Here is a 14,081-nt window from a genome sequence, read left to right on the forward strand (position 1 = left end):
TCGATCGACGGCGTCACCTGTGAGATGGACGATGGCACAGCTTCCGGCTCAGCCGTCACCACCGGCAGCAGCCGCGGTGACCCCGCCTGTCGCGCCAACCGGACGCTGGTGCCCTGATAGCGCCGAATCCACTTCCGCAACAGATTCGAATTCAACCCGTGGTCCAGCGCCAGACGCGACACCGACACACCAGGCGCAAGCGCCCGCTCGACCAGCGCACGCTTGTCCGACTCGCTGTACACCCGCCGGCCGTCCGCATCCGTCGAAGAAACCAGACCCGCTACCAGTACTCCTTCCGCTCCCTTCATCGGTGTCCACTCCCGAACCCAGTGGACACCATCTTTCTGACCTTCAGACCTCAGCGATAGCGGCCTTTACCGGACGCTTACGCATTCAGTGAGTCGATCGTCCAACAAAAAGCCCGGCGGATGCCGGGCTTTTTGTTGACCGCGACCGGCAAGCTCAGGCCACGGCTTCTTCGACCTCGATCGCCTTGCGGAGCTTCTTCATCGCGGCGACCTCGATCTGGCGGATGCGCTCGGCGGACACGCCGTACTCGTCACCCAGTTCCTGCAGGCCGGCTTTCGATTCGTCGGCCAGCCAGCGGCGCTGCAGGATGTCGCGCGAACGCGGATCCAGCGAGACCAGGGCCTGCTTCATGCGCTCCTCGCGGGCGTCCTGCCATTCGGCTTCCTCGATCGCCGCGAACTGGTCGCTGCGGTCGGCCAGATAGTCTTCCGGCACGAACGATTCCTCGCCGTCTTCCGGCGTCGCGCTGAACGACACGTCGGCGCCGCCGAGCCGCGATTCCATCTGCAGCACGTCTTCCGGCTTCACCTTCAGATCGCGGGCCACGGCCTCGACTTCCGACTGCGTCATCCAGCCGAGATGGGTCTTGGACTTGCGCAGGTTGAAGAACAGCTTGCGCTGCGCCTTGGTGGTGGCGATCTTCACGATCCGCCAGTTCTTCAGGATGTATTCGTGGATCTCGGCCTTGATCCAGTGCACGGCGAAGCTGATCAGCCGCACGCCGACACCCGGATCGAAGCGCTTCACGGCCTTCATCAGACCGATGTTGCCTTCCTGGATCAGGTCCGACAGCGGCAGGCCGTAGCCCTGATAGCCGCGGGCGATGTGGACGACGAAACGAAGGTTGGACAGCACCAGTTTCTGCGCCGAGGCGAGGTTGCCTTCGTCGTGCAGTTCATGGGCGAGCTTCTGTTCCGCCTCCGGCGTCAGCAACGGAATCTGGCTGACCGACCGGATGTAGGTATCGAGGCTGCCGGCCAGCGGCACCGGCAGCGCTGAAGAGCGTTGCGAAAGCGCAAGAGCAGTCATCGTGTATCCCCCGAAAAGTGGTCGAGATGTTAGCACTCGCATTTTTGGAGTGCTAAGCCGCCAAGAAGTTCAATCGACATTCGGTCTGTCGATAGTCTTTCTGCATCGCGGCGCGGGCCAGGATGGCCGTTTCCCATCCTGTATGCCTTGGGGCGCGAACCGCCGGATGCAAGGGCTCAGCGCGGCTCGATCGCGCCGAGGTGCCGGCTGACCGTCCACAGCGCCGCCAGCCAGCCGAGCGCGGCGCCGGCGCCGAACACGGCAAACACCGTGTCCGCGCCAAGCGTGCCTGCTCCCGTGCCGATGCCGTACAGCCCGGACAGCGTCTGGGCCGGCCCGGCCAGCGCCAGTCCCGCGCCGAACACCATCAGGCAGGCCAGCAGCGCGCCGCTCAGGCCGTACCAGAGGCCGGTGTACAGGAACGGCCGGCGGATGAAGGCGTCCGAGGCGCCGATCAGCTTCAGCACCAGGATTTCCTCGCGCCGCGAGGCGATGTCGAGGCGGATGGTGTTGGCGACCACCACCAGCACCGCCAGCGCCAGCGCCCCGGCGATCAGCAGGATCAGCCGCTCGATGACGGCCAGGATCGCGTACAGCCGCTCCAGCCATTCACGGTCCAGCCGTGCGCTGTCGACTTCCGGCAGCCGGGTCAGCGCGTCGAGCAGGGCCTCGGCCTGCGCCTTCGGCAGTGCTGCATCCGGCGTCGCCACGATGGTCGCCGGCAGCGGGTTGTCGCTGAGCATGTCGAGCGCTTCACCGAAGCCGGAGTGGGCCTTGAACTCGGCCAGCGCGGCATCGCGGGAGATGTATTTCGCTTCGCCGATCCCCGGCTTGCGCGCGATGGTGGCCTGCAGCTGGCGGCCGGCGGCCTCATCGACGGTGTCCTTCAGGAACAGCGACACGCGCAGCGAGCCCTTGAGGCCCGACGACGCTGCGTCGAGCCCGCCGAGCACGGCGTACAGCCCGGCCGGCAGCGCCAGGGTGATGCCGATCACCAGCGCCGTCAGCAAGGTGCCGAACGGACGGCGCACCAGCTGATCGAGGGTCGCGGAGATCGCCCGCGTGTGGTCGAGCAGCCAGCGCGAGCCGGCGGCCGGCGCGGTGCGGACCCGCTTGGCGCCGCTCACGACGCGCTCCCGGCATCGCCGTCGTCGTCGACCAGCTGGCCATCCTGCAGGCTCAGGATCCGGTACGGCAGGCGGCGGATCAGCCCCAGTGCATGGGTGGCCACCAGGACGCTGACGCCGACCTCGTTGAAGCGGCCGAACAGCTGCATGATCTCGGCGGCCATCGCCGGGTCGAGATTGCCGGTCGGTTCATCGGCGATCAGCAGCCGCGGCCGCGCGACGACCGCCCGGGCGATGCCGACCCGCTGCTGCTCGCCGCCGGACAGCGTCACCGGCCAGTCGCGTTCGCGGCCGCGCAGGCCGACCGCGTCGAGCGCGGCGCGCACGCGGCGGCCGATGTCGTCGCCGGAATGGCCGCGGATGATCAGCGGCATCGCCACGTTGTCGAACACGCTGCGATCCGGCAGCAGCGCGAAGTTCTGGAAAATCATGCCGAACTGCCGGCGATAGGCCGCAACCGCGCGCGGCCTCAACGCCGACAGCGTCTGCCCGTCGACGGTGATCTCGCCGCTGAACGGCCGCTCCAGCAGCGCGATCAGCTTCAGCACGGTCGACTTGCCGGCACCGCTCGGGCCTGTGAGGAAGGCCATCTCGCCGTGACCGAGCGTGAAGTCGGCGTCGCGCAGGATCTCGCGGCCGCCGTCGCGATAGCGATGGCTGACCTGCGCGAAGCGGATCAGCGCCTCGCTCAACGTCCGTCTCCGAGCGCGGCGCCGCCGACCAGCGCCTCGGCGTAGGCATCGGCGTCGAACACTTCGAGATCGTCGATCGCTTCGCCGAGGCCGACGAAGCGCACCGGCAGCGCCATCCGCTTGGCGATCGCCAGCAGCACGCCGCCCTTGGCGGTGCCATCGAGCTTGGTGATGGTCAGGCCGGTCAGGCCGATCGCCTCGTGGAACTGCACCGCCTGGTTCAGCGCATTGCCGCCGGCGGTGCCATCGACCACCAGCATCACCTCGTGCGGGGCGTAGGTGTCGAGCTTCTGGACCACGCGGCGGATCTTGCGCAGCTCGTCCATCAGGTGGCTCTGGGTGTGCAGGCGCCCGGCGGTATCGGCGATCACCACGTCGATGCCGCGCGCCTTGGCGGCCTGCACGGCGTCGAAGATCACCGAGGCCGAATCGGCCCCGGCGCCCTGCGACAGGATCGGCACGCCGGCGCGCTCCGACCAGGTGGTCAGCTGCTCGACGGCCGCCGCGCGGAAGGTGTCGCCCGCGGCCAGCAGCACGCTCTTGCCGTCCTTCTTGAACTTCGCCGCCATCTTGCCGATGGTCGTGGTCTTGCCGGCGCCATTGATGCCGGCGACGAAGATCACGTACGGCTTGATGTAGCTCGGCACCACCAGCGGTTTGGCGCAGGGGCCGATGATGTCGAGCAGCGCCTTCTTCAGCTCCTTGCGCAGCTGTGCCTCGGTCTTGATGCGGCCGGCCATCACCTCGTTGCGCAAGGTCTGGGTCAGCTGCATCGTCGCCTCGACGCCGGCATCGGCGATCAGCAGGCGCTCCTCGATGATCTCGATCGCGTCATCGTTGAGCTTGTCGTCGGTGAACAGGCGGCCGAGATCGTAGGTCAGCCACGAATCGCCCTTGTTGATCTTCTTCCGAAGCTTCGCGATGAAGCCGAGATTGTCTTCGCTCATGCCGCTTTCAGCTCCGCGAAGGCTTCGCGCGCGGCGGCGAGGGTCAGCTCGACTTCGCGCGGGCCGTGGGCTGCCGACACGAAGCCGGCCTCGTAGGCGCTCGGCGCGAGATAGATGCCGCGCGCCAGCATCGCGTGGAAGAAGCGCTTGAACTGCTCCAGGTTGCACTGCGTCACCTCGGCGAAGCTGGTGATCGCCGGCTTGTCGGTGAAGAACAGGCCGAACATCGAGCCGAGTTGCACGGTGGTGAACGGAATGCCGGCGGCCTTCGCTGCCGCGTTCAGGCCCGCCAGGATCGCGGCGGTGGTCGCTTCTAGCTTTGCGTAGATCGCGGCGTCGTCGAGCGTCTTCAGCAATGCGATGCCGGCGGCCATCGCCAGCGGATTGCCCGACAGCGTGCCGGCCTGATAGACCGGGCCGGCGGGCGAGAGCTTCTGCATGATCTCGCGCCGGCCGCCGAACGCTCCGACCGGCAGGCCGCCGCCGATGATCTTGCCGAGCGTGACCATGTCCGGCGTGATGCCGTAGACGCCGGCCGCGCCCTTCGGGCCGACCCGGAAGCCGGTCATCACTTCATCGAAGATCAGCACCGCACCGTCATCGCGGCAAAGCTTCTGGAGGCCTTCGAGAAAGCCCGGCTTCGGCAGGATGCAGTTCATGTTGCCGGCCACCGGCTCGACGATCACGCAGGCGATCTGACCGGCATTGGCCTTGAACAGCGCTTCGACCGAGGCGAGATCGTTGTAGTCGGCGGTCAGCGTGTGCTGGGCGAAATCGGCCGGCACGCCGGGCGACGTCGGCACGCCGAACGTCAGCGCGCCGGAGCCGGCCTTGACCAGCAGCGAGTCGGAATGGCCGTGGTAGCAGCCCTCGAACTTCAGGATCTTGTCGCGACCGGTGTAGCCGCGCGCCAGCCGTAGCGCGCTCATCGTCGCTTCGGTGCCCGACGAGCACAGCCGCACCTGTTCCAGTCCCGGCACCCGGGCGCAGAGCAGTTCGGCCATGGTGATTTCGGCTTCGGTCGGGGCGCCGTAGGACACGCCGATCTGCGCTTGGGCCACGATCGCATCGCGGACCGCCGGATGCTGGTGGCCGAGGATCATCGGGCCCCAGCTGCCGATGTAGTCGACGTAGGCGCGGCCGTCGGCATCGGTGATGTAGGCGCCGTTGGCCGAGGCGATGAAGCGCGGCGTGCCGCCGACCGCGCGAAATGCGCGCACCGGCGAATTGACGCCGCCGGGGATCGAGGCCTGGGCACGTTCGAACAGCGCTTCGGAGCGGGTCATGCGGTCGTTTCCAGTCCTGGTCGTGGATCAGCGGGGCGCTGCTGCGAACAGCGCGCAGTAGGCGCGGGCGCGGCGTTCGATGGCGGCCGGGTCGCCGGCCCCGAACAGGCCATCGACGGCGGCCAGCCAGTCGGCACCGGCAGCGAGCAGCAGCGCGCCATTATCCGGCGTCACGCCGCCGATTGCGCAGATCGGCGCGCCGATTCGCCGCCGCGCCGCGCCAAGCACGGCGGGATCGGCCGGTGGGGCGTCCGGCTTGGTGGTCGAGGCGAAGAAGCGGCCGAAGGCGACGTAGCTGGCGCCGGCGGCCAGCGCGTTGTCGGCATGGTCGAGATCGGAGGCGCAGCTGGCGCCGATCAGGGCCGCCGGCCCGAGACGGGCGCGCGCCGCTTCCAGCCTGCCATCGGACCGGCCCAGGTGGGCGCCATCGGCACCGATGGCGGCGGCCAGCGCCGCATCGTCATTGACGATGAAGCGCGCGCCGCCCGCGCGGCACAGCGCCAGCAGCGCCTCGGCATTGCGCTGCCGGCGGTCGGGGGCGCTGGCCTTGTCGCGGTACTGCAGCAGCCGCGCGCCGCCGGCGATGGCGGCGGCACAGGCCTCGAGCAGCCGCGCCGGATCGGCGGCGAGCGTGTCCGGCGTCACGGCATAGAGCAGGCGTTCGGTCATTGCGGAAGGCGTCCGGGAATACGGCGGCCCTGACCGAGGGCGACCGCGCGCGCCAGCGCCGCCTGGGTCCAGCGCTGGCCGGCAGCGATCGCCTCGTCCGCCGTGTCGCCCAGCGCCAGCCGGGCCACGATGGCGCTGGCCAGCGTGCAGCCGGCGCCGTGAAAGGTTTCCGGCAGGCGCGGCCAGTCGTGGACCCGCACGGGCGGAGTACCGCCGTAGGCGCGATTGACGACGGTCGGGGCGGCTTCGTCGCCGCCGGTGATCAGCACGCGCTGACAGCCATCGGCCAGCAGCGCCGCCGCGCAGGCGGCCAGATCACTGGCCACGTCCGGCACCAGCCGGCGCGCCTCGGCGGCGTTCGGCGTCAGCACCGTGACCTGCGGCAGCAGCAGCGCCCGCAGGGCGGCCGGGAACCCGGCGGCGACCAGATCGGTGCCGCCACCGGCGCGCAGCACCGGATCGCAGACCACCGGCACCGCGAGCCGGGCCAGGTGCCGGACGATCACCGGCAGCTGCGCCGGGTCGCCGAGCAGGCCGAGTTTGACGGCATCCGGCCGGACATCGGCCAGCAGCACGGTCAGCTGCTCGTCGAGCAGCGCGGGATCGGTGGCGATCACCCGGCGCACGTCGCGGCTGTCCTGCACGGTCAGCGCGGTGATCGCGCCGAGCGCATGAACGCCGTGCGCGGCCAGGGTTTCGATGTCGGCCTGCAGTCCGGCGCCACCACCCGGATCGTGGCCGGACAGGCACAGCACGGTGCGGGGGCGGCTCATCGGCGGCGGTCCGGAAAAGTGACGGTGAAAAAAGCTTGACAAGACGCGGTTCGCGACTGCGGCGGGCGGCAGTTATGCACATCGAAATGGCGATATCGCCGCAAAGCCCCGTAGCTGCGACACAAATCCGTCAAAAAGCCTGAAAAACTCATCAACACTTTGAATTCATTAAACAAAGTGGCATGGTCATAAATTAGCCGCAACGCGGAAAATCCATGTTGGGACCGTCACTTACGCGGCCTCCCCAAGGCTTGTTCACAAGCTTATCCACAGAAACTGTGTGTGAACTGATCTTTTCCATAGATTTCAGTGATTAAGCGCCGATTCTTGAGGTAACGACGAGTTCTGCCCTCAATCAGTGCATATCGTTCAGGTAACTGCTGCCAAGTGCGCCCATCTGGTTTTCGATGTGGCTGGCCCGGCCCAGCACGTAGGCCGATGGCCGATCCAGCCGGAGCCGCACCGGGTTCGGCAGCACGGCGGCCAGCAGGGCGCATTCGTGGCGCGTCAGCCGGGCGGCCGGCTTGCGGAAGTAGGTCTGCGCGGCCGCTTCCACGCCATAGACGCCGGGGCCGAACTGGGCGACGTTGAGATACACCTCCAGCACCCGCCGCTTCGGCCACAGCAGCTCGATCAGGACCGTGTAGCCGACTTCCAGGCCCTTGCGCAGATAGCTGCGCCCGGACCACAGGAACAGGTTCTTGGCGGTCTGCTGGCTGATGGTCGACGCGCCTCGGACCCGCCGCGAGCGCTTGTTGTGGTCGAGCGCCTTGTCGATCGCCTCGAAATCGAAGCCCCAATGCTCGGGAAACTTCTGGTCTTCGGCGGCCACCATCGCCAGCGCCGCCGCCGGCGCGATCCGTTCCCACGGCACCCAGTCGTAGCGGACCTCGGGCGCGTCGGAGGCCAGCATGAAGGCGCTGGTGAACGGCGGGACCACGCGCAGGATCAGCACCTGCAGCACCGCCAGCGCCGCGAACAGCAGCGGCGAAACGGCCAGCCAGAACAGCGGGCTGCGGCGGCGCAGGGACAGGCGGCGCATCAGTCCGGGCTCCGGTCGGCGGCGTCGGGCAGCGAATACACCGGCAGCGACCAGTTCCAGACGATCGCCGCGAAGCGGATCGCCGCCACGGCCAGCATGCCGGTCAGCGTTGCCGGCCAGCGGCTGATGCCGAGATCGAGCAGCAGCACGTAGACCGACGCGCCGACGATCACCGCCACCGCGTACAGCTGGCCCTTGCGCAGGATCATCGGGATCTCGTTGCAAAGCACGTCGCGCAGCAGGCCGCCGAAGGCCCCGGTGATGGTCGCCATGATCACCGCGATCAAGCCCGGATGGCCGGCGCCGAGCGCCACCTGGGCGCCGGCGATCGAGAAGAACGCCAGCCCCAGCGCGTCGGCGATCTGCAGGCTCTGCAGCGGCGGACGCCGCCAGCGGGTGTAGGGAATGGTGGCCAGCGCCGCCAGCACGATCACCACGACATAGGTCGGCTCGCCGATCCAGAACACCGGATTGCGGTCGAGCAGGATGTCGCGGATGGTGCCGCCGCCGGTCGCGGTGACCAGCGCGATCACCACCACGCCCAGCACGTCGAGGCTCTTGCGGCCGGCCGCCAGCGCGCCGCTGATCGCGAACACGGCGACGCCGGCATAGTCGAGAAGATGCAGGATCATGCGGCGCTGAGCTTAAGCCGATCGCGGCGGATCACGCTCGGCAACAGCGGCCCCGGGGCGGCGCTTCGGCCGATACCGCTCCGGCTGACCTCAGGCCGGCAGGCCGAGCTGCTTCCACAGCCGCAGCGTCGGTTCGACCTGGTTGAGCGTGTAGAAGTGGATGCCCGGCGCGCCGCCCTTCAGCACGGTCTCGCACAGGCGGCTGACGACATCCAGGCCGAAATCCTGCAGCGCCGCCTTGTCGTCCTGCAGCTGTTCCAGCCGCAGCCGGACCCAGCGCGGGATGTCCGCCCCGCAGGCGGCCGAGAAGCGCGTCAGCTGGGCGTGGTTGGTGATCGGCATGATGCCGGCGATCACCGGAATGGTGATGTGCGCTTTCGCGCAGCGTTCAAGGAAATCGAAGTAGGCGTCGGCGACGTAGAAATACTGCGTGATCGCAGCATCGGCGCCGGCGTCGACCTTGCGCCGGAAGGCTTCGAAATCGGCCTCCGGGCTGCGGGCCTGCGGATGCATTTCCGGGTAGGCGGCCACTTCCAGCTGGAAGCTGTCGCCGTGCGTCTGGCGGATGAACGACAGCAGCTCGCTGGCGTAGTGGAAATCGCCCGGCGCGCCGGTGCCGATGGCGGTGGCCGGCAGGTCACCGCGCAGCGCCACGATGCGCTTCACGCCGGCCGCCTTGTAGCGGTCGAGCAGGGCGGCGATCCGGGCCCGCGAGGAGCCGACGCAGGTCAGGTGCGGCGCCGCCTCGATGCCGGTGCTCTCGACGACCTTGACCACGGTGTCGTAGGTGCCGTCCTGGTCCGAGCCGCCGGCGCCGTAGGTGACCGAAAAATATTTCGGCTTCAGCGCCGCCAGCGCCGCCGCGATGCCGGGCAGCTTGGCTACACCTTCCGGCGTGCGTGGCGGGAACAGCTCAAACGAAAACTGTGCGGGATGTGCTGCCATGAAAAGCATCCTGTCGAGCTGCCGGCAGAGGCGGACAGCAAAAAGGGGCAGTCGCCCGCCCCCTGAAGGCTGACCGGCCCGGACCCGCGCGCCAAGGCCTGCGCGCGAATCCGGCCGGCGGGTTCCGGCGCCGCAGCGCCGGGCACCGCGCTCAGTAGCGGTAGTGGTCCGGCTTGTACGGACCGTCGACCGGCACGCCGAGGTAGTCGGCCTGGGCCGGCGTGAGCTTGGTCAGCTTGACGCCGATCTGCTCCAGATGCAGCGCCGCCACTTCCTCATCGAGCTTCTTCGGCAGGCGGTAGACCTGCTTGGCGTAGACGTCCTTGTTCTTCCAGAGGTCGATCGCCGCCAGCGTCTGGTTGGAGAACGAGTTCGACATCACGAACGCCGGGTGGCCGTGGGCGCAGCCGAGGTTGATCAGGCGGCCTTCGGCCAGGATGTAGATGCTGCGGCCGGTGTCGCTGAAGGTGTAGCGATCGACCTGCGGCTTGATCTGGTCGCGCGCAGCGCTCGCGTCCTGGTTCAGGCGATCCATCTGGATCTCGTTGTCGAAGTGGCCGATGTTGCAGACCAGCGCGTTGTTCTTCATCGCCTTCATGTGCTCAAGGCTGATGATGTCCTTGTTGCCGGTGGCCGAGACATAGATGTCGGCAAACGGCAGCACGTCTTCGATGGTCTTCACTTCGAAGCCTTCCATCGCGGCCTGCAGCGCATTGATCGGATCGACTTCCGAAACGATCACGCGGGCGCCCAGGCCCCGCAGGCTGTGCGCCGAGCCCTTGCCGACATCGCCATAGCCGGCGACGAAGGCGACCTTGCCGGCGATCATCAGATCGGTGGCGCGCTTGATGCCGTCGGCCAGCGATTCGCGGCAGCCGTAGAGGTTGTCGAACTTCGACTTGGTGACCGAGTCGTTGACGTTGATCGCCGGCACCAGCAGCTTGCCCGCTTCGAACATCTGGTACAGGCGGTGCACGCCGGTGGTGGTTTCTTCGGCGACACCGCGCCAGGCGGCGGCGACCTTGGTCCAGTAGCCCGGGCGCTCGGTCTTGGTCCGGCGCAGCAGGTCCTTGATCACCTGCTCCTCATGGTTGCCGGACAGCGTGTCGATCCAGTCCGAGCCGGCTTCCATCTCGACACCCTTGTGGATCAGCAAGGTCACGTCGCCGCCATCGTCGATGACCAGTTCCGGGCCGCCGAGCGAGCCGTCCGGCAGCACGTGGGTCACGCAGTCCAAGGTGCAGTCCCAGTATTCCTCCAGCGTCTCGCCCTTCCAGGCGAACACCGGCGTGCCGGCGGCGGCCACAGCCGCCGCAGCGTCATCCTGGGTCGAGAAGATGTTGCAGGACGCCCAGCGCACGTCGCCGCCGATCGCCTTCAGCGTCTCCAGCAGCACGGCGGTTTCCTTGGTCATGTGCAGCGAGCCGGTGACGCGAACCCCCTTCAGCGGCTGCAGCGGCGCGTACTTCTTGCGGATCGCCATCAGGCCGGGCATTTCTTCCTCGGCCATGCGGATGCGCTTGCGGCCGAATTCGGCCAGCGACAGGTCGCGGACCTTGAAGTCGGCGACGCCGTTCTTGTGCGGGGTGTTGACGGGGTTCAGTACAGCGCTCATGTCGTATCGCTCCAGTGTTGTGTTCGGTGGGACGCTTGTCCGACTGGGCGCCGTTGCTGCCAGCGGTCCGGTGAGCCTGGCCGTTCACGCAGGGTGACGGTCGCAGCGCCCCTCACCGGTCATGCGCCGAGTATATCCGCCTATGCGGATAAAGGGATACAAGCCGGCGAGCCGTCCGCGCTGCGGCGAATCGGCGTCCAGTGCCCGGTTCCGGCACTGCTCTTGCTGGAGATCCACGCATGGACGACCTCACTGCTGACGCACGCCCGGATTCCCGCACTGCCCGCAACGCCGCCGATGCGCCCCTGCGCGAGAACGTGCGCCGCATCGGTGCCACGGTCGGCGAAATGCTGGCCGAGCAGCAGGGGCCGGCGTTTCTCGATGGCGTCGAAACCGTGCGCACCACGGCGATCCGCCGCCGCGAAGGCAGCGCCAGCGCCGAGGAGCTGTCGCGGCTGCTGTCCGGCCTGCCGGTGGTGCAGGCCGAATGGCTGACGCGGGCGTTCTCCACCTACTTCCAGGGCGTCAACATCGCCGAGCGCGTGCACCGCATCCGCCGCCGTCGCGACTACGAACGCGCCGGGGCCGGCGCGCAGCCGGATTCGCTGCTCGATGCGCTGGGCCAGCTGAAGGCGGCCGGCGTCAGCGCCCGCGAGCTGCTGCTGTGGCTGAACCGGCTCGATGTCGAGCCGGTGTTCACGGCGCATCCGACTGAAGCGGTGCGCGGCTCGATCCTGGAAAAGGAGCAGCAGATCGTCCGCTGCCTGATCAACGAGTTCGACCCGAGCCTGACGCCGCCGGAACGCGCGGCCGACTGGGGCCGACTGCGGATGTCGCTGACCGCCAGCTGGCAGACCCGCGAAACCGCCGCCGCGCGGCCGACCGTGCAGGACGAATGCGATCACGTCGGCTTCTATCTGGGTGGCGCGATCTACAACATCGTGCCGGCCTTCTTCGAAGCCTTCGAGGATGCGATCCGCGCCGTCTACGGCACGGAAGTGGAGATGCCACGCATCCTGCGCTTCGGCAGCTGGGTCGGCGGCGACATGGACGGCAATCCGAACGTCGGCGCCGATACCATCGCCGACACCTTGAAGAGCCAGCGCGCCCGCATTCTCGAACGCTACGCAGCGGAAGTCGGCGAGCTGTCCGACACCCTGAGCCAGACGCTGGATCGGGTCGAAGTGGCCGGCGAACTGCTGCGCCGCACGGCGGCTTATCGCGAGCTGCTGCCGGACGCCGCTGCGGCGCTGAAGCCGCGCCACGCCGACATGCCGTACCGGCTGTTCCTGAGCCTGGTCCGCGCCCGGCTGCGGGCGACCAGTCGCGACGAGCCCGGTGGTTACGAAAACGCCGACGCGTTCCGCGCCGACATCGAGCTGGTGGCCGAAAGCCTGCTCGCCGGCAAGGGCCTGAACGCCGGCTGGTACGCCGTGCGCCGGCTGCTGTGGCGGGTGCGTACCTTCGGCTTTCATCTGGCGCGGCTCGACTGCCGGCAGGATTCGCGCGTCCACGCCAAAGCCGTCGCAGCGCTGACCGGCGATGCCGACTGGGCCGAGCGGGACGGCGCCACCCAGGCCGATCGCCTGCGCGCCTACGCCGGCGGCAGCACGGCGTTCGCCGCTTCCGACGACGCTGTCGCCGTGCGCTGCGCCGCCGTGTTCACCACCTTGGCCGCGTCGATCGCCCGCTACGGCGTCGAAGCCATCGGGCTTTACATCATCTCGATGGCGCAGCGCGCCGCCGACGTGCTGGCGGTGCTGGCGCTGGCCCGCCACGGCGGCATGGTTGATGTGGCTGGACAGGTGCCGCTCGACATCGCGCCGCTGTTCGAGACCGTCGACGACCTGAAGGCCGGCCCGGACACCTTGCGCGCGCTGTTCAGCGATCCGGTGTACCGCGCCCACCTCGCCGCGCGCGGCGATCGCCAGGCGGTGATGCTCGGCTATTCCGACAGCGGCAAGGACGGCGGCACGGTGGCTTCCCGATGGGGCCTGCAGCGCGCCCAGGTCGAACTGCTGGAAGCGGCACAGGCGTTCGGCATCAAGCTCAAGTTCTTCCACGGCCGCGGCGGCTCGGCCAGCCGAGGCGGCGGCAAGATCGTGCCGGCGCTGATGGCCAGCCCGCGAGGCTCGGTGGCCGGGTCCTTGCGCGTCACCGAGCAGGGCGAGGTCATCCACCGCAAGTACGGCATCCGCGCGCTGGCGCTGCGCAGCCTCGAACAGATGGTCGGCGCCACCCTGCGGGCGTCCTTGCGGCCGCGCGTGCCGGAAGCCCGCGAAGGCGCCTGGCGCGAAGCGATGACGGCGATCTCCGCGCACTCGCGCAGCGCCTATCGCGCCTTCGTCGATGCGCCGGAGTTCGTCGACTACTTCCGCACCGCCACGCCGATCGACGTGATCGAAAAGATGACGCTCGGCAGCCGGCCCAGCCGGCGCGGCACGATGGTCGGCGTCGAAAGCTTGCGCGCCATTCCCTGGGTGTTCGCGTGGACCCAGTGCCGTTCCGGCATCACCGCCTGGTACGGCCTGGGTGCCGGGCTGGAACGCGCCGCCCAGGAAATCGGCGAGGCGCGGCTGTTCGAGATGGCGCAAGACTGGGCGTTCTTCCGGGTGATGCTCGACGACACCGACATGGTGCTGGCCAAGTGTGACCTCGACATCGCCGAACGCTTCTCGCGGCTGTCCGGCGGTCTGCACGCCCGCTTCTTCCCGATGATCGCTGCCGAATTCGAACGCACCCGCCACTGGGTGCTGAAGCTCAGAGGCCAGGACACGCTGCTGGCCAAGGACGCCCGGCTCGCCGAATCGATCCGCGTCCGCAACCCGTACATCGACCCGATCAGCTTCCTGCAGGTGGATCTGCTCGCCCGCTGGCGCGCCTCGGGCTCGACGGATGAGGCGCTGATGAACGCGCTGGTGGCCACCGTCAACGGCGTCGCCCAAGGCCTGCAGAACACGGGGTGAAGCCTGACACGCTTGCGGCGCATGCGCCGCGTCGGGCTGAACGCCATTC

General features: G+C 68.5%; 13 protein-coding genes and 1 riboswitch. Of the genes, 1 reads left to right on the top strand and 12 read right to left on the bottom strand.

Annotated elements, in window-relative coordinates; translation table 11 throughout:
* The 12 genes from ACTIGJ_RS16105 to ahcY form a co-directional block, all read right to left on the bottom strand.
* The coding region (locus ACTIGJ_RS16105; protein ID WP_439641339.1) for a transposase at window positions 1–308 on the bottom strand (308 nt) is incomplete at its 3' end.
* A 154-nt stretch (window positions 309–462) separates the two neighbouring features.
* Window positions 463–1,338: an RNA polymerase sigma factor RpoH gene (rpoH, locus tag ACTIGJ_RS16110; RefSeq protein WP_439641340.1), complete on the bottom strand. Its 876-nt coding sequence runs from the start codon at window positions 1,336–1,338 to the stop codon at window positions 463–465.
* Between the two features lie 176 nt (window positions 1,339–1,514).
* The gene (gene ftsX, locus ACTIGJ_RS16115; protein WP_439641341.1) at window positions 1,515–2,465 is read right to left on the bottom strand and encodes a permease-like cell division protein FtsX; all 951 of its coding nucleotides are present in this window, start codon (window positions 2,463–2,465) and stop codon (window positions 1,515–1,517) included.
* The gene (locus ACTIGJ_RS16120) at window positions 2,462–3,145 is read right to left on the bottom strand and encodes a cell division ATP-binding protein FtsE (RefSeq protein ID WP_439641410.1); all 684 of its coding nucleotides are present in this window, start codon (window positions 3,143–3,145) and stop codon (window positions 2,462–2,464) included. The genes ftsX and ACTIGJ_RS16120 overlap by 4 nt, the downstream gene beginning before the upstream one ends.
* A gap of 8 nt (window positions 3,146–3,153) precedes the next feature.
* On the bottom strand, window positions 3,154–4,104 hold the full coding sequence (gene ftsY, locus ACTIGJ_RS16125) for a signal recognition particle-docking protein FtsY (RefSeq protein ID WP_439641342.1): 951 nt from the start codon (window positions 4,102–4,104) through the stop codon (window positions 3,154–3,156).
* Window positions 4,101–5,390 (bottom strand): glutamate-1-semialdehyde 2,1-aminomutase, encoded by a 1,290-nt coding sequence (hemL, locus tag ACTIGJ_RS16130; RefSeq protein ID WP_439641343.1) that lies wholly within the window; start codon window positions 5,388–5,390, stop codon window positions 4,101–4,103. Before hemL ends, ftsY begins: the two co-directional genes overlap by 4 nt.
* Before the next feature lie 27 nt (window positions 5,391–5,417).
* Window positions 5,418–6,059 carry a thiamine phosphate synthase gene (thiE, locus tag ACTIGJ_RS16135; protein ID WP_439641344.1) on the bottom strand — a complete coding sequence of 214 codons (642 nt, stop codon included), beginning with the start codon at window positions 6,057–6,059 and terminating at the stop codon, window positions 5,418–5,420.
* Window positions 6,056–6,832: a bifunctional hydroxymethylpyrimidine kinase/phosphomethylpyrimidine kinase gene (thiD, locus tag ACTIGJ_RS16140; protein ID WP_439641345.1), complete on the bottom strand. Its 777-nt coding sequence runs from the start codon at window positions 6,830–6,832 to the stop codon at window positions 6,056–6,058. Before thiD ends, thiE begins: the two co-directional genes overlap by 4 nt.
* A 355-nt stretch (window positions 6,833–7,187) precedes the next feature.
* The gene (mtgA, locus tag ACTIGJ_RS16145) at window positions 7,188–7,874 is read right to left on the bottom strand and encodes a monofunctional biosynthetic peptidoglycan transglycosylase (RefSeq protein WP_439641346.1); all 687 of its coding nucleotides are present in this window, start codon (window positions 7,872–7,874) and stop codon (window positions 7,188–7,190) included.
* Window positions 7,874–8,506: a trimeric intracellular cation channel family protein gene (locus ACTIGJ_RS16150; protein ID WP_439641347.1), complete on the bottom strand. Its 633-nt coding sequence runs from the start codon at window positions 8,504–8,506 to the stop codon at window positions 7,874–7,876. Before ACTIGJ_RS16150 ends, mtgA begins: the two co-directional genes overlap by 1 nt.
* A gap of 90 nt (window positions 8,507–8,596) precedes the next feature.
* Entirely contained in the window at window positions 8,597–9,451 is an 855-nt protein-coding gene (gene metF / locus ACTIGJ_RS16155; RefSeq protein ID WP_439641348.1) for a methylenetetrahydrofolate reductase [NAD(P)H], read from the bottom strand.
* A gap of 151 nt (window positions 9,452–9,602) precedes the next feature.
* Window positions 9,603–11,066 carry an adenosylhomocysteinase gene (ahcY, locus tag ACTIGJ_RS16160; RefSeq protein ID WP_439641349.1) on the bottom strand — a complete coding sequence of 488 codons (1,464 nt, stop codon included), beginning with the start codon at window positions 11,064–11,066 and terminating at the stop codon, window positions 9,603–9,605.
* 38 nt (window positions 11,067–11,104) lie between these two features.
* Window positions 11,105–11,186: riboswitch (S-adenosyl-L-homocysteine riboswitch) on the bottom strand.
* Window positions 11,187–11,305: 119 nt separating this feature from the next.
* On the opposite strand from ahcY, the gene ppc reads away from it, so the two are divergent.
* Window positions 11,306–14,032 carry a phosphoenolpyruvate carboxylase gene (gene ppc, locus ACTIGJ_RS16165; RefSeq protein ID WP_439641350.1) on the top strand — a complete coding sequence of 909 codons (2,727 nt, stop codon included), beginning with the start codon at window positions 11,306–11,308 and terminating at the stop codon, window positions 14,030–14,032.
* The last annotated feature ends 49 nt before the right edge of the window (window positions 14,033–14,081 follow it).

The sequence above is a fragment of the Nevskia sp. genome (assembly GCF_051860985.1).
Taxonomy (GTDB): domain Bacteria; phylum Pseudomonadota; class Gammaproteobacteria; order Nevskiales; family Nevskiaceae; genus Nevskia.